We start from the raw sequence: 19699 nt of genomic DNA on the forward strand, positions 1-19699 counted from the left end.
AGTGGATCAGCCCTTGGCGCCGGCGCACATGACCTCGGCCGACGCGACGACTTCGCCGTTGACCTTGGCTTCGCCGTAGTACCAGCCCATGTTGCGGATCAGGCGCTTCATCTGCACGTCCAGCATCAGCACGTCGCCGGGCACGACCTGCTTGTTGAAGCGGGCGTTTTCCACCTTGACCATGTAGAACAGCTTGGACTGCGCATCGCGGCCGAGCGTGAGCTGGGTCATGACGCCGCCGGCCTGCGCCAGCGCTTCGATGATCAGCACGCCGGGCATGATCGGGCGGCCCGGGAAGTGGCCCTGGAAGAACGGCTCGTTGATGCTGACGTTCTTCTGCGCCAGGATGCGCTTGGCCTCGACGTCGAGTTCAAGCACCCGGTCCACCAGCAGGAACGGGTAGCGGTGCGGAAGCAGTTCCTGGATCTGGCAGACATCGATCGGAAGCTGCAGCGAATCGTTCATTCTTTCTCCTTGCCAGCAGCCAGGACGCGGCGAGCCAATGCGTCCAGCTGCTTGAAGCGCGCGGCGTTCTTGCGCCACGTGCGGTTGTCGGTCAACGGGGTGCCGGACGAGTACTCGCCTGGCTCATGGATGGAGTTGCGGACCACCGACTTGCCGGTGATCACGACCTTGTCACAGATTTCGAGGTGGCCGACCACGCCAACGTGGCCGCCAAGCAGGCAGTAGCGGCCGATCTTGGCGCTGCCGGCGATGCCGGTGCAGCCGGCGATGGCCGAATGCGCGCCGATCTGCACGTTGTGGGCGATCTGCACCAGGTTGTCCAGGCGCACATCCTCGTCCAGCACGGTGTCTTCCAGCGCGCCGCGATCGACGCAGGTATTGGCGCCGATCTCGCAATCGTCGCCGATGCGGACGCCGCCGAGCTGCGGCACCTTGATCCACTTGCCAGCGTCCATCGCCAGGCCGAAACCGTCGGCGCCGAGCACGGCACCGGGATGCACGCGCACGCGCTTGCCCAACGTGACCCGGGTGACCAGGGTCACGCGGGCGATCAGTTCACAGCCGGCGTCCAGGCTGCAGTCCTCGCCGATCACGCTGCCGGTGCCGATGATGCAGTTCTCGCCGACCACGCTGCGCGCACCGACCGAAACGAACGGGCCGATATGGGCGCTGGCGGCCACCTGGGCGCTGGGGTCGATGACGGCGCTGGGGTGGATGCCCGGTGGGCGGGTCGGCGCGATGTCGAACAGCGCGGCGATCTTGGCGAACGCGGTGTACGGGTCCTTGGCGACGAGCGCAGTGCCCGGGGCGGCCTCGGCGTCGTCGGCACGCAGGACCACCAGCGAGGCCTGGCTGTCGGCCAGCTGGGCGCGGTAGCGCGGGTTGGCAAGGAAGGTCAGCTGGCCAGGGCCGGCATGGGCGAGGGTGGCCACGCCATGGATGGCGGTGGCGGGGTCGCCATGGACCTGCAGGCCGAACTGCTCGGCGAGTTGCTGGGCGGTGTAGGTGGGAGTATTCACGGCGGGAGTTTAACGTGTGACGCCATTTCGGTCATGCGGGGGCAGGGCTTGGCGCCTGCCTGGTACGGGCGGGAGGCGGGGGGGGGGGGGCGGGCCCCCCCCCCCCCCCCCCCCCCGCGGGGCGCGGGGGGGCGGGGGGGGGGCCCCCCCCCCCCGCGCCCGAATAGCCCGGGCGCGGGCCCCCCGCGCCCCCCCCCCCCCCCCCCCCGCCTCTGGACAATTTCCCGCGAGCGCGGCCAAAAGCCCGTGCCGTGCAGTGTCATCTGCAAAACGAAAACGCCGGGCAGAGCCCGGCGCTTCGCACCCCGTCTGGTGGAGAGCCCCCCTTTGTTAAGGGGGGCGCGCCAATGGCGCGGGGGATAGGAGGTAGGTCGGGACCCGCTGCTTGCGCAGCAAGCCGCGGCGCACCTTCGGTGGTCAGTTCTTAGAACTGACCGCCGAAGGTGAACTGCAGACGCTCGATCTTGTCATCGTCTTCCTTCTTCAGCGGGAAGGCGTAGCTGATCGAGATCGGGCCGACCGGGGCGCGCCACAGCAGGGCCACGCCGGTGGACACGCGCAGCTCGTTGGCCTTGAAGTTCTGGGTGCCGTTGTAGACGTTGCCGAAGTCGACGAAGGCCGACACGCGTGCCGACGGGCTGTCGAACAGGCGCGGGAAGTAGGCTTCGACCGAACCGACGGTCTTCAGCGAACCACCCAGCGGCTGGCCTTCCGGATAACCGGTGGTGACTTCGCGCGGGCCGAGGGTGTTGTCCTCGAAGCCGCGCACCGAGTTGGTGCCACCGGCGTAGAAGTTCTCGAAGAACGGCAGGCCGCTGGCGGTGACGGTGCGGGTGGTGCCATCCGGATTGGTCAGCGTACGGGTGTAGTCGTTGCCGTAGGCATCGCCGTAGCCGATTTCCGCGCGGGTGTTGATCACCAGCGACGGCATGATCGGCCAGTACTTGCTGATCTGGTAGTTCAGCTTGTAGTACTCGATGGTCGAACCCGGCAGCGTGGTTTCCAGGCCGATGCGCTGGTAGGTGCCGCGCGTCGGCATGAAGTAGTCGTTGCGCGAGTCGCGCGCCCAGCCCAGCTCGGTGCGCCAAGCGTGGAAGGTGCGCTTACCGACCGCGTTGATGTAGTCGATGATCGACTGCGGGGTCGAGCCCTGGTAGGTGGTGATCTGGTTGCTGTCGATGCCGAACATCAGCGAGACGGTATCGGTCTCGGTCAGCGGCACGCCGAACACCACCTGCGCCGAACCATTGGTGCTGTTGTACTGCGCGGTATTGAAGTCGGAGTAGTCCAGTTCGCGCCAGGACAGGTTATAGCCCAGCGACACGCCGTCATCGGTGAAGTACGGGTTGGTGTAGCTGAAGCCGTAGCGCTGCAGGTAGCTGCTGCGCGAGGCTTCGACCGACACGCGGTTGCCGCCGCCAAGGAAGTTGTTCTGCGACAGCTGCACCGAGGTGGTCATGCCGTAGGACTGCGAGTAGCCCAGGCCGAACACGAAGCTGCCCGAGGTGGTTTCCTTGACGTTGTAGACGACGTCGACCTGGTCGTTGCTGCCGCTGACGGCCGGGGTCTCCACTTCCACCGATTCGAAGTAGCCCAGGCGCTGCAGGCGGATCTTGGAGCGGTCGATCGCGGCCTGCGAGTACCAGCTGTTCTCGAACTGGCGCATTTCGCGGCGCATCACCTCATCGGAGGTGCGGGTATTGCCACGGAACAGGATGCGGCGCACCGACACGCGCGGGCCGGGCACGACCTGCATGTTGATGGCGACGGTCTGCTCGGCGCGGTTGGTGGTCGGGATCGGGTTCACCTTGGCGAACGCGTAGCCGATGTTGGACAGCGAATTGGTGATGGTGTCCGAGCTGAATTCCAGCAGGGCACGCGAGAACGTGTCGCCGGACTTCTGGATCACCATGCGCTCGACGTCCTCCTGCGGGAGGATGGTGTCGCCGCTGACCTTGATCTCGGAGATCTTGTACTGCGCACCCTCGGTCACGCCCGCGGTCAGGAACATGTCGCGCTTGTCGGGGCTGATCGAGACCTGGGTGGAATCGATGCTGAAATCGACGTAGCCGCGGTCCAGGTACCAGGAGTTGAGCTTTTCCAGGTCGCCGGACAGCTTTTCCTTGGAGTACTGGTCGTCACGGCGGTACCACGACGCCCAGTTGTGCTCCTTGGACTCCCAGGTCTCCAGGATGTCCTTGCTCTCGAACTTTTCGGTGCCGACCAGGTTGACGTGGCGGATCTTGGCCGCCTTGCCTTCCTTGATGGCGATGGCGATGTCCACGCGGTTGCGGTCCAGCGGGCTCACCGTCGGGGTGATGTCGACGTTGTATTTGCCACGGTCGTTGTACTGGCGGCGCAGTTCCTGGGTCACGCGGTCCAGGCTCAGGCGATCGAAGGTGCCGCCCTCGGTCAGGCCGATGTCGGACAGGCCCTTGAGCAGCTGGTCGGACTTGATGTCCTTGTTGCCGGTCACGGTCAGCTTGTTGATCGCCGGACGTTCCTTGACGGTCACCACCAGGATCGTGCCCTGGCGGTCCAGCTGCACGTCTTCGAAGAAGCCGGTCTTGTACAGGGCGCGGATCGTCTCGCCGACCTTGTTGTCGGTGACCGTCTCGCCACGTTCCACCGGCAGGTAGGTGAATACCGTGCCCGAGCTGATGCGCTGCAGGCCATCGACGCGGATGTCGCTGACAGTGAAGGGCTCGGCTGCCTGGGCCAGGGCGGGAGCGCCGGTGACGGCGGCGAGGGCGAGGGCCAGCAGGCGGCGATTGGGGAGTCGCGTCATGTCACGTCCGGTAGGAAGGTCGATTTCATTGGTGCGGGATGCCGACGCTGTAGACGGCAACAACATGGAAAAGTTCATCGCGGGACCAGGCCGAGGATGTCGTTGTAGAACGCCAACCCCATCAGCCCGGCCAGCAACGCCAGGCCGATGTATTGGCCGGCGGCGATGGCACGCTCGCTCAGCGGGCTGCCCTTGACCAACTCGATAAGGTAATACAGCAGGTGGCCGCCGTCCAAGATCGGGATCGGCAGCAGGTTGATGATGCACAGGCTGAGGGACAGCAGGGCAAGGAACTGCAGGAACCAGTCGAGGCCGCGCTTGGCCGAGACATTGGCCACGCGGGCGATGGTGACCGGCCCGGAAACGTTCTGAAGCGAGGCCTTGCCGGTGACGATGCGGCCCATCATGCCCAGCGAGTCGGCCGCCAGGCGCCCGGTTTCGCGTACCGCGACGGTGACCGAGTCCAGGGGGCCGTAGCGCAGGAGGGTGTCGTAGGGGGGGCTGAACTTGGTCGGGAACTGAACGCCGATCTGCCACGTGGGGCCGCCCTTGGCGTCCTGGCCCTTGCGTGGCGTCACTTCCAGCGCCAGGCGCTCGCCGCCACGCAGGACCTCGATCATGCCCGGGCCACCGGCACGGCCCAGCGCCTGGATCTCGCCGATCACCTGGTCGGCGCCGTCGATGCGCTGGCCGTCAATGGCCACGATCAGGTCGCCCGGCTGCAGTTGCCCGGCCACCACGGAGTCCGCGGTGAGCGACTCGACCAGCGGGGGCTGCAGCCACGACTGCCAGTACATGCCAGCCAGGATCGGCACCCGCCGCTCATCGAAACCCGCCGGCAGCTGCGACAGCGGCAGGGTGCGCGTGCGCACCTGATCGGCCGTATCCAGCACTTCCAGCTTCACGTCGCGGCGGTCCATCGCAGCCGCGGTCAGTGCCATGCTGGCCTCGCCGAGGGTGACCACCTGGCGGTCGTCCACGCGCAGCACGCGGTCGCCGCTGGCCAGGCCGGCACTGGCGGCGATGCCGCTGACGCGGCCGACGGTGGGCGAGTAATCCTGCTTGCCGATCACGAACATCGCCCACAGCAGGAGGATGCACAGCAGCAGGTTGGCGATCGGGCCGGCGGCAACGATCGCGATGCGCTGCCAGACCGTCTTGTGGTTGAAGGCCTGGCCGCGCTCGTGCGGGTGGACTTCGACCTCGCGTTCGTCGAGGAACTTCACGTAGCCACCCAGCGGAATGGCGGCGATGGCGAACTCGGTACCATGCCGGTCGCGGCGCGACCACAGCGGCCGGCCGAAGCCGACCGAGAAACGCAGGATCTTGACCCCGCACAGGCGTCCGACCCAGTAATGCCCGAACTCGTGGAACGTGACCAGCAGCCCGAGGCTGACAATCATCCACCAGACCGATCCGATGAAGTCAGTCATGCAGGCTCACAGTGGCGGGCAGGGGCGGCGGCGTCATGCTGGGCGAGGCGGTCGTTCAGGCGGCGTCGATGGCGTTCAGGGTGAGCTGGCGTGCCCGCTGGTCGGCGGACAACAGGACCTCCAGTGTATCGGCTGCTTGCGTCGGCAGTGTTGAAAGAGCGTTAGCAACCAGCGCCGGGATCGTCAGGAAACCGATCCGGCCCTGAAGAAACGCTGAAACCGCCTCCTCGTTGGCAGCATTCAGCACCGCCGGTGCGGTGCCGCCGGCCTGCATGGCCTGCCAGGCCAGAGCCAGGCAGGGGAAGGCGTCGGTGTCCGGGGCCTCGAAATCCAGCCGGCCCTGGGCCAGCAGGTCCAGCCCGGCCACGCCCGATTCGATGCGCTGTGGCCAGCCCAGGCCAACGGCGAGGGTGGTGCGCATGTCCGGCAGGCCCATCTGCGCCAGGGTCGAGCCGTCGACGAACTCGACCAGCGAATGGACCAGGCTCTGCGGGTGCACCAGCACTTCGATGCGTTCACCGGGCACGCCGAACAGGTGGTGGGCCTCGATGACTTCCAGGCCCTTGTTCATCAACGTCGCCGAATCGACCGAGATCTTCGGTCCCATCGACCACTTCGGGTGGGCAACGGCCTGGGCCGGGGTGACCTGGGCCAGTTCGGCGCGGCTGCGGCCACGGAACGGGCCGCCGGAGGCGGTCAGCAGGATCCGGCGCACGCCGGCGCCGTCGACGCTGGCGTCGCGCGAGCGCAGGCACTGGAAGATCGCGCTGTGTTCGCTGTCGATCGGGATGATTTCGGCGCCGGCACGTTCGGCGGTACGGGTCAGCAGTTCGCCGGCCAGCACCAGCGATTCCTTGTTGGCCAGCAGGATGCGCTTGCCGGCGGCGGCCGCGGCCAGGGTCGAGGGCAGGCCGGCAGCGCCGACGATGGCCGCGACCACGGTATCGCAGGCGTCGCTGGCGGCCAGCTGGTCCAGCGCGGCATGGCCGGCATGGGCTTCGGTGGCCAGTCCGGCGTCGCGCAGGCCGTCACGCAGTTCGGCAAACAGCGATTCGTCGGCGATCACCGCGTGCGCGGGTTTGTGCTGGCGGCACAACGCCAGCAGCCCCTGCACCTGGCGTCCGGCGGCGAGCACGGTCGCCTGGTAGCGCTGCGGGTGGCGGGCGATCACGTCCAGCGTGGAGGCACCGATCGAGCCGGTGGCGCCGAATACGGCGACCCGGCGCAGGTCTGCAGCAGCATTCATGGTCAGAACCCGAAGATTTCCTTGCCCAGCGCGAACACCGGGACGGCGGCGAGGACGCCGTCGACCCGGTCGAGCACGCCGCCATGGCCCGGGATCAGGTGGCCCGAATCCTTGGCGCCCGCGTGGCGCTTGATGAGGCTCTCGAACAGGTCACCCAGCACCGAGGCGAACACGGCCACGACCGCGGTGATCAGCAGGCCCGGCAGGTGTGCGGTATCGATCCCGGCCAGCCAGCCCAGGCCGACGGCCACGGCGACACCGGCCAGCAGGCCGCCGAACAGGCCTTCCCAGGTCTTGTTGGGGCTGATCCGCGGGGCCAGCTTGTGCTTGCCGAAATGGCGGCCGGCGAAGTAGGCGCCCGAGTCGGCCGCCCACACCAGTGCCAGTGCAGCCAGCAGCCACAGGTGGCCCTGCTTGCCCGGCGGATCGCCACCGGCATGGATCAGCACCAGCGCGGCCCAGGCGGGCACGATGGCAAGCGTGCCGGCCAGCATCTTCAGGATGCGCGAGGGCGCCGACGGCTGTGCACCGAAATTGAAGAAGCGCAGCCAGACCAGCGCGGCCAGCCACCAGGCAACGCCGGCCAGCGTGGTTATCTGGAACAGCACCAGCGTACTGCCATCGGCCCAGACCAGCAGCACCATCAGCAGCAGGTTCAGCACCAGAAGTACGGTGCGTGCCAGGGTGTCTTCGATACCGGCCAGCTTCAGCCATTCCCACAGGCCGATCAGCAGCACCGCAGCGGCGGCGGCGGCCAGCCATTGCGTGGGCAGCAGCAGGATCGCCGCAATGGCAACCGGCGCCATGATCAGCGCGGCGAGGACTCGGGTCTTGGTCATGGGCTGGAAGTCTCGGTGGCCAGTGCGGCAATCTGGGCGCTGGTCAGGCCGAAACGACGCTCGCGGCCGGCATAGGCGTCCAGCGCCTGCTGCAGCTGCCCGGCATCGAAGTCCGGCCACAGGGCCTCGGTGAACCACAGCTCGGTGTAGGCCAGCTGCCACAGCAGGAAGTTGCTGATGCGGGTGTCGCCGCCGGTGCGGATGAACAGGTCCGGCGGCGGCAGGTCGGCAAGGGCGACCTGGCTGCCCAGCAGCGATTCGTCGATCTGCTCGGGCAACAGGCGACCGGCCGCCACTTCGACGGCCAGGGCGCGCGCGGCGCGGGCGATGTCCTGGCGGCCGCCATAGCTGGCCGCGATCGACAGGGTCAGGGTGGTGTTATCGGCGGTGCGCTGTTCGGCCAGCTGCATGCGGCTGACCAGCCCGGCACCGAAGCGCTCGCGTTCGCCGATGAAGCGTACGCGCACGCCGCGCCGATGCAGCTCGTCCACCTCGCGGTCGAGCGCGCCGAGGAACAGCTTCATCAACGCATCCACTTCCTCCTGTGGCCGGCCCCAGTTCTCGCTGGAGAAGGCGAACAGGGTCAGCGCCGGAATGCCCAGTTCAAGGCAGCGCTCGATGGTGCGGTTGACCGCGCGCGCGCCGGCACGGTGGCCGATCACGCGGGGGCGACGGCGCTGCTGTGCCCAGCGCCCATTGCCATCCATGATGATGGCAATGTGGCGGGGCAGGGCGGCCGGTAACGGAGGCGGGGCTGAAGGCATCGACTTCAGACCGACAGCAGTTCTTTTTCCTTGTCGGCGACGACCTTGTCGACGTCCTTGATGTTGGCGTCGGTCAGCTTCTGGATGTCGTCTTCGCCGCGCTTCTTCTCGTCTTCGCTGATCGCCTTGTCCTTGACCAGCTTGGCGATTTCCTTGTTCGCGTCCTGACGGATGTTGCGGATCGCGATCTTGGCGCCTTCACCTTCCTTCTGCACCTGCTTGGCCAGCTCCTTGCGGCGCTCTTCGGTCGGCGGCGGCATGTTGATGCGGATCGCGGTGCCGAGGGTGTTCGGGGTGAACTCGGCGTTGTAGAGACCCTTTTCGATCTCCTTGATCATGCCCTTGTCGAACGGCGTGACCAGCAGCGAGTGCGCGTCGGCGTTGGAGATCGAGGCAACCTGGTTCAGCGGGGTGCTGGCGTTGCCATAGGCACTGACCGTCACGCGGTCCAGCAGGGCAGGCGTGGCACGCCCGGTCCGGATGGAGGTGAGGGTGTGCTTCAGAGCGTCGATGCTCTTGGCCATGCGCGTCTGCGCGTTGTTCTTGATGTCGTTGAGCATCGCCCGGTCCTGGATGTATCTGGAATCGGGCGATTATAGGCGAATACGGGACGCTGCCGGGCCTGAATCGGCCCGATCGCCGCTTTGCGCTCAGGCTCAGGCCGGGTCGCGGCCCTGGACCAGGGTGCCGATGTTCGCGCCGTTGAGGATCTTCAGCAGCTCGCCCGGCTGGCCCATGTCGAACACGCGCATCGGCAGGTCGCTGTCGCGGGCCAATGCGAAGGCCGCCGTGTCCATCACTTCCAGGCCGCGGCGGATCACTTCGTCGTAGCTCAGGCTGTCGAAGCGGACCGCATCGTTGTGCTTGTTCGGGTCCTTGTCGTACACGCCATCGACCTTGGTGGCCTTCAGCAGCAGATCGGCGCCGATCTCGATCGCGCGCAGGGCGGCGCCGGAATCGGTGGTGAAGAACGGGCTGCCGACGCCGGCGGCGAAGATCACCAGGCGGCCCTTTTCCAGGTGGCGGATGGCGCGGCGGCGGATGTAGTCCTCGCACACGTCGTTGATCTTGATCGCGCTCATCACGCGGGCCTTGGCGCCCAGCTTCTCGAGGGCATCCTGCATGGCCAGGGCGTTGATGACCGTGGCCAGCATGCCCATCTGGTCGCCGGTGACCCGGTCCATGCCGCCGGCGGCCAGGCCGGCGCCGCGGAAGATGTTGCCGCCGCCGATCACCAGCGCCACTTCGGCACCGGCCTGCTGGGCTTCGATGACTTCGCGGGCCAGGCGATTGATGACCTTCGGGTCGATGCCGTAGTCCTCGTCTCCCATCAGCGCCTCCCCGGACAATTTCAGAAGGATGCGGCGATAGGCGAGCTTGGACATGAGGACCTCGGGTGCGTGGAAATCGCGGGCGATTCTACGCGCATGCGGCGTCGTGCCAAAGTGTTTTGTGCACTGCGGCGCAGAATCCGGTCGTTCGCCCCGGTCAAACGGGGCTTCCCGTTCAGCCCAGCTCGGCGCCAGCGGTGGCCGACAGCTCGTCGTGGCCGAGGGCACCTGGCGAGCGGGCGATCACCCGGTTGCGGCCCAGGTTCTTGGAGCGGTACAGCACGTCGTCGGCTGCGCGCAGCAGGTCCTGCACGTCGGCGAAGCGCTCGTAGCCACCCTGGGTGGCCACGCCGGCGGAGAAGGTGACGAACAGCGGCCCGCCCTCCAGCTCGGCCATCGGCGTGGCGACGATATTGGCCAGCACCCGGCGGATCACGTCCAGGGCCACGCTTTCGCTGGTGTTTGGCAGCAGCGCGACGAATTCCTCGCCGCCGAAGCGGGCGACGGTGTCACTGTTGCGCAGCTGGCCCTGCAGCTTGCCGGCGAAGGCGCGCAGTACCTCGTCGCCGGTCAGGTGGCCGTGGGCGTCGTTGATCTTCTTGAAGTCGTCCAGGTCGATGAAGGCCACCGACAATGGCCAGCCCTGGCGGCCGGCGCGCAGGAATTCCTGCTCCAGCACCGCTTCCAGCTGGCGGCGGTTGAGCACGCCGGTCAACGCGTCACGATGGGCCTGGTCGGCGAGGCGCTTGGCGCGCGCCTCGAACTCGTCGGCGCGGCGTCGTGCCTGGTCGGCGTCCTGCAGTTCGCGCAGGTTGCGCAGCGTGGCCAGCTCCTGCGCGTGATCGATCAGCTCGCGCACCCGCGCCGGTGAATTGAGGCCGGCATCAAACAGGCTGGCGATGTCGGGCAGGGCTTCACTGATGCGGGCGAGGACCTGGTCGAAGCGCGCGCTGTCCAGCTCCAGGCGGTCGTGCACCTGCTGCAGGGCGCGCTCACGCGCGGCGTCGGCGTCGCTGTCCAGCCAGATGTCGGCCACCGCGCCGGACAGCTGCACGCAGGCCTGGAACGGCGATTCGGCGAAGTCCTCGTCCTCGCTGTGGCTGATGCTCTCCACCAGGTAGCGGGGCAGGCCCCATTGCTCGGCCACCCACGCGCCGACCTCGGCATGGCTGCAGCCCAGTTCCTCGCGTTCGCGGGCGACCAGGTCGATGTTGTCGCGTGCCTCGCGCAGCAGCGGCAGGTAGCGCTCCGACTCGGCCTGGGCCAGGCACAGTACGCCCAGGTCCTGCAGCAGGCCGGCCAGCATCAGTTCTTCCAGCCGGCGCAGGCCGCGCGCCTGGCCCAGCTGGCTGGCAGCCAGGGCGCTGAGGATGCTGCGCTTCCAGGCGCGCTGGCGCAGGTCGTGGTCGGCGCCGGTGCCGCCGGTCAGGCCCTGGGTGACGGTGAAGCCGAGGGCGAGGCTGATCGTGGCGTTCAGGCCCAGCATGGTCAGCGCCTGGCCGAGGTTCTCGATCCGGCGGCGGCTGGCGTAAAGCGGCGAATTGGCGATGCGCAGCATGCGAGCGCTCAGCGCCATGTCGATGGCGATGATGTCGGCAGCGGTGGCGATGTCCGCTTCCGGGTCCTGGGCCAGTTCGATGATGCGCAGGGCAATACCGGGTGGCGAAGGCAGGTTGCGGCAGAGCGCCAGGGCAGCTGTCAGCTCGGGAGGCATGTCGGGTCGTTCAATTCCATTAGGACAAGAATACCTAGGAATGCATCACAGTCCGCGATTTTCGTTCCTGCTAAATGACTGTGGATTCCCTGCGCCGAGTATCGGCTTGATTCGCGCGCAACGCAAAGGTGCCGGTTGTGCGCACCAACGGTGCGCACCCACCGGTGGGCCATGGGTTGATCCCTGGGTCCATGCATAAAAAAAGAGCCGCGGTTTCCCGCGGCTCCTTCTGGTCGCTTCACAGCCGGAAGGCTGGAATCAGACCTGCATCGCCTTGGCAACTTCGGCGGCGTAGTCTTCCACCACCTTCTCGATGCCTTCGCCGACGATCAGCAGCTTGAAGCCTGCCACGTCGGCGCCGGCGGCCTTGACCACCTGCTCGACGGTGGTGTCGCCCAGCACGTAGGTCTGGCCGTACAGGGTCACGTCGCTGACGATCTTGTTGATCTTGCCGCTGATGATCTTTTCCAGGATGTCGGCCGGCTTGGCCTTGTCCTTATCGGTCATCTTGGCCAGCTCGATTTCCTTTTCCTTCTCGACGAACTCGGCCGGGACGTCCGCAGCCTTGTTGTGCGGCGGCTTCAGCGCGGCCACGTGCATGGCCAGGCCACGGGCCAGCTCGACGTCGCCGCCGATCAGGTCGACCAGCACGCCGACCTTGCCGTTGGTGTGGACGTAGGCGCCGATGTTGCCGGTGGTGTCGACCTTGACCATGCGGCGGATCTGGATGTTCTCACCCAGGGTCTGCACGGCGGTGGCGCGGGCTTCCTCGACGGTACGGCCGTCGGCCAGCGTGGCGGCCTTCACGGCTTCGACGTCGTTGGCGCCCGATGCCAGGGCAGCAGCGGCGACGGCGTTGACGAAGGACTTGAAGTTGTCATCGTTGGCGACGAAGTCGGTTTCCGAGTTGACTTCGACCAGCACGGCCTTGCCGCCGTCCTGGGCCAGGCCCAGGCGGCCTTCGGCGGCCACGCGGTCAGCCTTCTTGTCGGCCTTGGCGGCGCCGGACTTGCGCATGGCTTCAGCAGCGGCGTTGATGTCGCCGTTGGCTTCGGTAAGCGCCTTCTTGCATTCCATCATGCCGGCGCCGGTGCGCTCGCGCAGTTCCTTGACCAGGGAAGCAGTGATTTCCACGGGATTACCTCACGAAAGAAAGGGGTTGGGCCGGCATGGTGGCCGGCCCGTGTGACACGGTCCTGTCACGCGCCGATGGCTGCGTGCAGGGAGGGTGGACGCCGGGCGTCCACCCGGGGCCTGGATCAGGCCTGGGCGTCGTCGCCCTTCTTGGCAGCCTTCTTGGCCGGAGCGCGGCGGGCCGGCTTCTCTTCGCCTTCAGCAGCGGCTTCAGCGAATTCTTCCTCGCGCACCGAAGCGGCGTGCGGGGCAGCCGCCTTGCCTTCCAGCACGGCGTCGGCAGCGGCGCGGGCGTACAGCTGCACAGCGCGGATGGCGTCGTCGTTGCCCGGGATGGCGTAATCAACCAGTTCCGGGTTGTAGTTGGTGTCGACCACGGCGATGACCGGGATGCCCAGCTTCTTGGCTTCCTTGATCGCGATGTCTTCGTGGCCGATGTCGATCACGAAGATGGCGTCCGGCAGGCGGTTCATGTCCTTGATGCCGCCCAGCGAGGCTTCCAGCTTGTCGCGCTCGCGACGCAGGCCCAGCACTTCGTGCTTGACCAGCTTCTCGAAGGTGCCGTCGGTTTCACCGGCTTCCAGTTCCTTCAGGCGGGCAACCGACTGCTTGACGGTACGGAAGTTGGTCAGGGTGCCGCCCAGCCAACGCTGGTTCATGAACGGCATGCCGCAACGCTCGGCTTCTTCCTTGATGGTTTCGCGGGCGCTGCGCTTGGTGCCCAGGAACAGGACGGTGCCGCGCTTCTGGGCAACCGACGAGATGAAGTTCATCGCGTCGTTGAACAGCGGGACGGTCTTTTCCAGGTTGATGATGTGGATCTTGCCGCGGGCGCCGAAGATGTACGGAGCCATCTTCGGGTTCCAGTAGCGGGTCTGGTGGCCGAAGTGGACGCCGGCTTCCAGCATCTGACGCATGGTGACCTGGGGCATTGCAATACTCCTGATATGGAACCAGCGATTCCGCCCGCGGGGATAGGTATGCGGGACGCGTGGAAGCGCGATCGGTTCCGGGGTTGGGCTTCCCTGTTGCCTCCGTGGCCGAACTCCTTGCGGAGCACCCCGGCACGGATGGGGGCAGCAGGTGTGGATTCACCGGTGACGTCCGGTGTGGACGGGTTCGCGCGCACGCTGGCGGCAGGAATCCGGTCGATTATAGCCCGCTGGGGGCGCTTGCTGCAATTGCAGGGTCAGTTGCGGCCAGATCGACCTCGCGGCCGTCCTGCAGGCGTGCCTGGAAGCGGCCGCCTGCATAGCCATCGGCGCGGGCAGGCAGGGGCCAGCGGCGTTCATGGCCCGCCAGAATGTAGCCGGCCAGGCCAGCCGTCAGCAGCGTTGCCTGGCCGTCCGCCGTGATGAAGCGCAGATCGTGCAGGCGGCCGTGCAGGGTACCGGCATTGCTGAGTCGCAGTACGGCCAGAGACCCGTGGGCCTCGACGCGGCCCAGCAGCCGGGCCTGCAGTGCTGGCCCCGCTGGGCCGCGGAACAGCGGCAGCGAATAGCGCGGCAACCCGGGCAACGTCGGTGCCAGTACGACCCGATAGGCCTGTTCAGCGGCCGCCGCTGCCGGATCGCCCGGCAACAGCCAGACGCGCTGGGTGCTGCCGGGGGCCAGGTCCAGCCGCGCCGGGCTGACCCGGATCTGGTCGCTGGGGTGCAGTCGTTCGGCGTCCAGCTGCTGATCCCACGCCAGCACCTGCACCTGGCCCTGCCAGCGGCCGGGCCCGGGGTTGTGCAACCACAGTTCGGCGCTGCCGCCCTGGGCCGGCAGCTGCAGGGTGGTCGGCAACAGCTCCAGCGCTGCGGCAGGCAGTGCCAGCAGCAGTGCCAGCAGGATCAGCAACGCGCGCATCAGTAGATGAGGGTCACGGAGGGTGTTGCGTTCTCGTCCGTCGCCGGTGGTGCGAGCTCGCGGACCTGGCGCGACGCCTGGGGTGCGTCACTGCGCTGGTGCGGTGCCGGGCAGCGGATGCCGCCGCCATCGTCGCTGCAGGATTCAACCACGGTCAGCCGGATCTGCAGGGGGCTGCTGGGTTCGGCCCATGCCGGCAGGCTGGCGACCAGCATCGCCCCGATCAGGAATGTGCGAACCACCTGCCATCCACCATGCTGAAAGACTTGCTGCGCGGTATCGGCGGGATGTGCTGGAACTGTAGCGCCGAGCCGGCGCTCGGCACGGCCTTCGTCCGGTGGGTGCCGACCGTTGGTCGGCACGCCGGTCAGTAGGTGATCGTCACCGTCACCAGGTCGTTGTAGGTGCCGGCCGGCGGCTGGCCGCTGACCGGTGGCACCCGGCCATGGATGGTCAATTGCTGCGCGCTGCCGGTACCGGTGCCGCTGGCCGTGTCGACGGTCAGGGTATTGCCCCAGCGCAGGCTCCGCGCCGAGTCCCGGTAGAGCTCGTAGGCGAGGTAATAGGTGCTTCCGCCGAGGGTGGTGGCCATGCGCCGGGTGGTGGTGGCGGTGGGATTGTTCTGGCCGTTGTTGAGGCCGACCTGGAAGGCAGTGTTCTTCAGGCAGGTCAGGGTGAGGGTGGCGGTCCGGTCGATGTTGGCCGGAATGCCGCCGGTGACGTTGCCGAAGTCCATGGTGGTGGTGACGTAGCTGCCACATTGCGGCAGCACGTTGGCGGTGGCGGTGAAGCTGAAGGCTGCACTGGCGCTGTTGGTGCCGGTGGCGCCGCCATTGCAGGTGGCGGGCACGGTGGCGGTACCGAGCAGGACTTCGTTCCAGGCCCAGGTCAGGACCACGTTGGCCCCGCTGAAGGTGCTGCTGTACGCGCCGGAGGCCAGGATCTGGTTGGCCGGGATCTGCCCGAACAGCTGTATGGACTGCGCGCCGCTGCCGCCCGTCACCAGCGGCACGTTGTAGGTCATGGTCAGTTCCTGCGCAGGTGGCGTGCCGCGCGGCACCAGTCCGGTGACCTGGCCGAAGCTGGCGTTGTTGTACAGCTGGAAATTCAGGGTGTCACTGCTGGAGGTGGCCATCGTGCGGAAGGTGGAACTGCTGCCGCCGCCACTGCCTGCGCCGATGCCCACGCAGACGCGCACGCCGGTGGTGGCCAGCAGGCTCAGCGCGGCGGTGGTGCAGGTCACCGTGATGTTGAGGTTGGCCGTACTCGGGCCGGGTGCATTGCTGTTGATGTTGCCGAACGGCAGGGTCGGATTGGCGACCGCCGTGCAGACCGCGGTGGCACCGGCGGGCGCCGCTGCCAGCAGGCCGGCCCAGAGCAGCAGGACGAGCAGCAGCACCCTCATGGCGCCACCTCCGGGATGCACTGCTGCGGCGCCGGCTTCGGCCGTGCGCCGGACGCCACCACCTTGGGCAGGTCCGGCACTTTCACGCGGCAGGGGCCGCGGCTGGTGGTGACGTACAGCACGCTGCCGGCGGCAACGTCTTCCAGATAGAGCAGGCCGTCGTAGCCGACCGTGGCCTGGCGGCCATCGGGCAACCGCACCTCGCTGCCGACCTCCAGAGGCTGGCCGTCCATTGCCAGCAGGGTCAGGCTCAGTGACGGCCGCGAGCGCAGCTGGAAGGTCACGCGGGTGCCGGCGCGCTGGCGCGGGGTCACCCAGTCCTCGATGCGGTCGGCGCGCATGTCTTCGGGCAGGTCCAGGGTGTCGATCGAGACCCGGTTGCGCTGCCAGGACAGCAACGGACTGACCAGCAGCAGGCCGCGATCATCGGTGACGCCGATCAGGCGGTTCTCCAGCCGCACCGGGACGCCGCCGACCCCATTGGTGCTGATCACCGCGAACGCATCGGACACCTCGCGCGTGGCGAAGGTGTGCCCGCCCATCCACACCAGGCTGCCGCTGGCGCTGGCGTAGGCATAGTTGAGTCCACCCTGGCGCGAGGCGCCGAACGAGTAGCGACCGACATCGTTGAGGATGCCGACCTCGGCCAGGCCGCCGTTGCCGTCCTCGCCGTGGCGCAGCTGCGCGCGCCAGCCGACGCCGCCGGCGCTGCCATCGCCCGGCACTGGCTGGGTCACGTCCGCCACCCAGCTCTGGCTGTCGCCGTTGCGCTGGCTCGAAAGGCTGGCCTGGCGGTTGTTGCCCAGGCTGGCAGTCACCGACAGGTAGATGCTGCGGTCGTCGCTGCGGTCCAGGTTCTGGTTTACCGAAAGATAGGCCGACCAGCGCTGGCTCCAGGTACGTGACCAGAACAGGCTGGCATAGCGGTTGTCGTCTCCATCCGGGTAGCGCAGGCGCAGATAGCTGGCGCTGAGCGTGCCCAGCCGCAGCAGGTCCAGGCCGAGCGTGGCCTGCTCGCTGATGCTCGGCGGCAGGTTGCCCTGCAGCGCGCCGAGGTCGCGGTAGTCGCCGTGGCTGCGTACGCTGCGCAGATTGACGTTGAAGCGACGGTTGTTCCAGCTGTAGCCCAGCGCCCATTGCCCACCCTGCAGGCCGTGGTAGCCGCTGTGCGCATAGGCGGCATTGAACACGCCAGCGGCGCCGAGCAGCCACCAGCCACCGACACCGGCCTGGGCCAGGCCGCCGCCGCCTTCGGCATGCGCCTCGCCGGTGAACGTGTCGGTGACACCGCCGCGCCAGCTGGCACTGGCCACCGTGCGATCGTCATAGGCGAAGGAGCGCTGGCCAAAGTCCTCGCGCAGGTGGCCGACGCCGGCCGACCAGTCCGAAAGGCCCCTGGCCAGCAGCTGCTGGGTGCCATAGAAACTGAAATCCAGCGTCTGCATGCGGCCGAACGCATCGGTCACCACCACCTGCGCGTTACCGGTGCCGCTGATGCCGGGCTGCGCCGCCAACTGGAAGGGCCCGACCGGCACCTGGCCGCTGTACTGGCGCAGGCCATCGACATACAGCTCGACCGTGGAGGGCACCACCGCCTGGCCGAGGAAGCTCGGCGTGGGCGTGAGCACGCGGTAGGGCTGCAGGCCGTAGTTGCGGCCGATCTGCAGGCCGCCCAGGCGAACCGGGCGGGTCCAGTCGACGAAGCCGCTGTAGAAGTCACCGACCTCCAGCGTGGTTGCACTGTCCGGGAAATCCAGGCTCCAGCGTGTGTCCAGGCGCACGCTCTCGCCGCGCCAATGGCGGTCGCCGGGTTGCTGGTAGCGGCGGCTGATGGCGGTGTTTTCGAAGGTGCCGTTGCCGATACCGAACACGCGCAGCTCCGCGCTCAGGCTGAGGTTGCCGAGCGTGTCCACCCGGCTGCCGTAGACGTCGTAGTTGAGCAGCACGCCGGGCGAGGCACTGCCGGTGGGCGCGCGCGTCTGCGGGCGGCTGAGCACGGTGGTGGGCAGGATGAGCTGGTCCAGCGGCACGTCCAGTGCCAGGGTCTGCATGTGCGCGTCATAGCGCACCACCGCACCGCTGATCTGGTCCAGGTAGACCGGCGCATCGCCGCTGGCGTTGAAGCCAAGCTGGCGCAGCACTTCGGGGCTGGCCTGCAGCCGGCCGCGGTTCTCGGTGAATGGCAGCAGGCCGCGCGGGGTGCTGTTGAGCGACACATCCAGGTACAGCGCCTGGCTGGCGGTCAGCGGGGTCGGGGGAGGCAGGATGGCATCGGCCGACACGCCGGATACATCAACGGCCGCCACGCCGGACACATCGGCGGCCTCGGTCGCCGCGGGAGCCAGGGCCGCCAACAGCGCGCCCATCAACGCCTCAGCGAGCCGGTGGGGGCGACAGTGGCGTCTGTTCCGACTCGCCATTGAGCTTGGCCGTGATCTGGTCGTTGTCGCGGTCGATCGCCGTGCGTTCGATCGGCCAGCGCATCACCTGGCCCGGCAGCACGTAGCCCAGCAGCCCGGGATGGACAATGCGCGGGCGCGCGGCGCTGCCCAGCGCAAGATCGGCGATCTGTGCGTAGCTGTCGCCCGTATTGGCGACTTCCACGCCATTGCGGCCGTCCGCCAGTTTCACCAGGTGCGCCTGCAGCCGTGGGGCCAGGCGGCCGGCCGAAGGCTGCACGAACACCGGGATCGAATAGCGCAGCACGAACTGCATGCCCTCGGCACGGGTGGCCAGGTCGGGTACCTCGTCCACGATCAGCCGGTAGTGCCGCTGTGCAGGCGGTGGCTCGCTGTCCGGACGCATCACCCGCACCAGCTGCTGCTGGCCGGCGGCCAGTTCCTGCATCGGCGGCGTGGCCATCACTTCATCGGTGGGCAGCAGCTGTTCCTGGCCGTCCTGCTGCACCCAGCGGAACACGCGCACCTGCAGCGTCACCGGTGAGGTGCCGCTGTTGGTCAGCCACAGCTCGCCGGCACGCTGGCGGGCTTCCAGCTGCAGGCTGGTCGGGGCGACCTGCAGGCTGGTGGCGCCGGCACCGGCGGGGGCCAGCAGGTGCAGGGCGAGCAGCGCCACGCCGGTGGCGCGCCACGGGCGGGGTCCGGCCATGCGGGCGTGCTCCATCAATAGGTGATCGTGGCGGTAACCGTATCCAGGTAGTTACCGGTGGCCGGGTTGTTGGTGCTCAGGTTCAGGATCTGGCCATAGACGATGTAGGGCACGGCCAGGCCAGTGCCGATGCCGGCCTGGGTATTGGTGCCGGTTGTGGCGCCCCAGACCAGGGTATGTGCGGCATCCTGGTAGAGCTGGTAGCCGACATAGTTGTTGGCGGTCACCGCGGCATTGGTGTTCTTCATGCGCCGGGTGGTGACGTCGTTGGCGGTGCCGGCGTTGGCGCCCGCGTTCAGCGCAATCGTGTAGGGCGTCAGTGCCGAGCACTGCGCGGTCACCGTACCCTGGCCCAGGGTGGGCGTGGCGGTGGTCGAGGCCGCCGTGCCGAAGTCGACGTTGGTGGCGGCCGCCGCCGTGATGGTGCAGGCCTTGGTGACCACCAGGGTGACGTTGAAGGTGGTGGTGTCGGCGGCCAGCGCCGGGCTGGAAAGCAGCAGCCCGGCCATGACCCATGTCAGCGGGGATCGAACTGGGGATCGCATGGACAACCTCCCTGACCCGAAGGTCCGTTGAACAAGGCGAAGACGGCACGTTCGGCG

The 19699-nt window shown here is 67.8% G+C and carries 18 protein-coding genes; all 18 read right to left on the minus strand.

The annotated features are described in order from the left end of the window. Positions 1 to 6 precede the first annotated feature (6 nt). Positions 7 to 465, minus strand: coding sequence for a 3-hydroxyacyl-ACP dehydratase FabZ (gene fabZ / locus AC5JLE_RS00730; RefSeq protein WP_005415845.1), 459 nt, complete (start codon positions 463 to 465; stop codon positions 7 to 9). After that, a complete protein-coding gene (gene lpxD / locus AC5JLE_RS00735) occupies positions 462 to 1484 on the minus strand; it encodes a UDP-3-O-(3-hydroxymyristoyl)glucosamine N-acyltransferase (protein WP_014646493.1) in 1023 nt (340 codons plus the stop codon). Before lpxD ends, fabZ begins: the two co-directional genes overlap by 4 nt. 424 nt (positions 1485 to 1908) lie before the next feature. Then, positions 1909 to 4272, minus strand: a complete 2364-nt coding sequence (gene bamA / locus AC5JLE_RS00740) for an outer membrane protein assembly factor BamA (RefSeq protein WP_032956838.1) — start codon at positions 4270 to 4272, stop codon at positions 1909 to 1911. A gap of 74 nt (positions 4273 to 4346) precedes the next feature. Beyond that, positions 4347 to 5705, minus strand: a complete 1359-nt coding sequence (rseP, locus tag AC5JLE_RS00745) for an RIP metalloprotease RseP (protein ID WP_164166050.1) — start codon at positions 5703 to 5705, stop codon at positions 4347 to 4349. 55 nt (positions 5706 to 5760) lie between these two features. Next, positions 5761 to 6951 carry a 1-deoxy-D-xylulose-5-phosphate reductoisomerase gene (locus tag AC5JLE_RS00750; protein ID WP_496064915.1) on the minus strand — a complete coding sequence of 397 codons (1191 nt, stop codon included), beginning with the start codon at positions 6949 to 6951 and terminating at the stop codon, positions 5761 to 5763. A gap of 2 nt (positions 6952 to 6953) precedes the next feature. Next, complete coding sequence (locus AC5JLE_RS00755; RefSeq protein WP_014646497.1) at positions 6954 to 7790, minus strand: phosphatidate cytidylyltransferase; 837 nt, start codon at positions 7788 to 7790, stop codon at positions 6954 to 6956. Continuing rightward, complete coding sequence (gene uppS, locus AC5JLE_RS00760; RefSeq protein ID WP_032956844.1) at positions 7787 to 8554, minus strand: polyprenyl diphosphate synthase; 768 nt, start codon at positions 8552 to 8554, stop codon at positions 7787 to 7789. Before uppS ends, AC5JLE_RS00755 begins: the two co-directional genes overlap by 4 nt. 5 nt (positions 8555 to 8559) lie before the next feature. After that, entirely contained in the window at positions 8560 to 9114 is a 555-nt protein-coding gene (frr, locus tag AC5JLE_RS00765) for a ribosome recycling factor (protein ID WP_014646499.1), read from the minus strand. A gap of 96 nt (positions 9115 to 9210) precedes the next feature. Next, a complete protein-coding gene (pyrH, locus tag AC5JLE_RS00770) occupies positions 9211 to 9939 on the minus strand; it encodes a UMP kinase (RefSeq protein WP_075075661.1) in 729 nt (242 codons plus the stop codon). A gap of 121 nt (positions 9940 to 10060) precedes the next feature. Beyond that, positions 10061 to 11599 (minus strand): sensor domain-containing diguanylate cyclase, encoded by a 1539-nt coding sequence (locus tag AC5JLE_RS00775; protein ID WP_241884175.1) that lies wholly within the window; start codon positions 11597 to 11599, stop codon positions 10061 to 10063. 258 nt (positions 11600 to 11857) lie between these two features. Beyond that, on the minus strand, positions 11858 to 12733 hold the full coding sequence (tsf, locus tag AC5JLE_RS00780) for a translation elongation factor Ts (protein ID WP_032956847.1): 876 nt from the start codon (positions 12731 to 12733) through the stop codon (positions 11858 to 11860). Between the two features lie 125 nt (positions 12734 to 12858). Then, positions 12859 to 13665, minus strand: a complete 807-nt coding sequence (gene rpsB / locus AC5JLE_RS00785) for a 30S ribosomal protein S2 (RefSeq protein WP_005408748.1) — start codon at positions 13663 to 13665, stop codon at positions 12859 to 12861. A gap of 220 nt (positions 13666 to 13885) precedes the next feature. Then, complete coding sequence (locus AC5JLE_RS00790) at positions 13886 to 14584, minus strand: fimbrial biogenesis chaperone (RefSeq protein ID WP_014646503.1); 699 nt, start codon at positions 14582 to 14584, stop codon at positions 13886 to 13888. Beyond that, complete coding sequence (locus AC5JLE_RS00795; protein ID WP_241884185.1) at positions 14584 to 14799, minus strand: hypothetical protein; 216 nt, start codon at positions 14797 to 14799, stop codon at positions 14584 to 14586. Before AC5JLE_RS00795 ends, AC5JLE_RS00790 begins: the two co-directional genes overlap by 1 nt. Before the next feature lie 152 nt (positions 14800 to 14951). Beyond that, entirely contained in the window at positions 14952 to 15989 is a 1038-nt protein-coding gene (locus AC5JLE_RS00800; protein ID WP_014646505.1) for a Csu type fimbrial protein, read from the minus strand. After that, positions 15986 to 18355, minus strand: a complete 2370-nt coding sequence (locus AC5JLE_RS00805; protein WP_241884176.1) for a fimbria/pilus outer membrane usher protein — start codon at positions 18353 to 18355, stop codon at positions 15986 to 15988. Before AC5JLE_RS00805 ends, AC5JLE_RS00800 begins: the two co-directional genes overlap by 4 nt. 7 nt (positions 18356 to 18362) lie before the next feature. Further along, the gene (locus tag AC5JLE_RS00810) at positions 18363 to 19112 is read right to left on the minus strand and encodes a fimbrial biogenesis chaperone (protein WP_329855735.1); all 750 of its coding nucleotides are present in this window, start codon (positions 19110 to 19112) and stop codon (positions 18363 to 18365) included. Further along, on the minus strand, positions 19112 to 19642 hold the full coding sequence (locus AC5JLE_RS00815; protein WP_032956855.1) for a Csu type fimbrial protein: 531 nt from the start codon (positions 19640 to 19642) through the stop codon (positions 19112 to 19114). The genes AC5JLE_RS00810 and AC5JLE_RS00815 overlap by 1 nt, the downstream gene beginning before the upstream one ends. Positions 19643 to 19699: the final 57 nt, after the last annotated feature.

It is taken from the genome of Stenotrophomonas sp. (assembly GCF_059505245.1).

Coding starts and splice junctions, on each gene's coding strand:
- fabZ (WP_005415845.1), bottom strand. CDS start 465: ATGAACGATTCGCTGCAGCTTCCGATCGATGTCTGCCAGATCCAGGAA.
- bamA (WP_032956838.1), bottom strand. CDS start 4,272: ATGACGCGACTCCCCAATCGCCGCCTGCTGGCCCTCGCCCTCGCCGCC.
- rseP (WP_164166050.1), bottom strand. CDS start 5,705: ATGACTGACTTCATCGGATCGGTCTGGTGGATGATTGTCAGCCTCGGG.
- AC5JLE_RS00750 (WP_496064915.1), bottom strand. CDS start 6,951: ATGAATGCTGCTGCAGACCTGCGCCGGGTCGCCGTATTCGGCGCCACC.
- AC5JLE_RS00755 (WP_014646497.1), bottom strand. CDS start 7,790: ATGACCAAGACCCGAGTCCTCGCCGCGCTGATCATGGCGCCGGTTGCC.
- uppS (WP_032956844.1), bottom strand. CDS start 8,554: ATGCCTTCAGCCCCGCCTCCGTTACCGGCCGCCCTGCCCCGCCACATT.
- frr (WP_014646499.1), bottom strand. CDS start 9,114: ATGCTCAACGACATCAAGAACAACGCGCAGACGCGCATGGCCAAGAGC.
- pyrH (WP_075075661.1), bottom strand. CDS start 9,939: ATGTCCAAGCTCGCCTATCGCCGCATCCTTCTGAAATTGTCCGGGGAG.
- AC5JLE_RS00775 (WP_241884175.1), bottom strand. CDS start 11,599: ATGCCTCCCGAGCTGACAGCTGCCCTGGCGCTCTGCCGCAACCTGCCT.
- rpsB (WP_005408748.1), bottom strand. CDS start 13,665: ATGCCCCAGGTCACCATGCGTCAGATGCTGGAAGCCGGCGTCCACTTC.
- AC5JLE_RS00790 (WP_014646503.1), bottom strand. CDS start 14,584: ATGCGCGCGTTGCTGATCCTGCTGGCACTGCTGCTGGCACTGCCTGCC.
- AC5JLE_RS00795 (WP_241884185.1), bottom strand. CDS start 14,799: ATGCTGGTCGCCAGCCTGCCGGCATGGGCCGAACCCAGCAGCCCCCTG.
- AC5JLE_RS00800 (WP_014646505.1), bottom strand. CDS start 15,989: ATGAGGGTGCTGCTGCTCGTCCTGCTGCTCTGGGCCGGCCTGCTGGCA.
- AC5JLE_RS00805 (WP_241884176.1), bottom strand. CDS start 18,355: ATGGGCGCGCTGTTGGCGGCCCTGGCTCCCGCGGCGACCGAGGCCGCC.
- AC5JLE_RS00810 (WP_329855735.1), bottom strand. CDS start 19,112: ATGGAGCACGCCCGCATGGCCGGACCCCGCCCGTGGCGCGCCACCGGC.
- AC5JLE_RS00815 (WP_032956855.1), bottom strand. CDS start 19,642: ATGCGATCCCCAGTTCGATCCCCGCTGACATGGGTCATGGCCGGGCTG.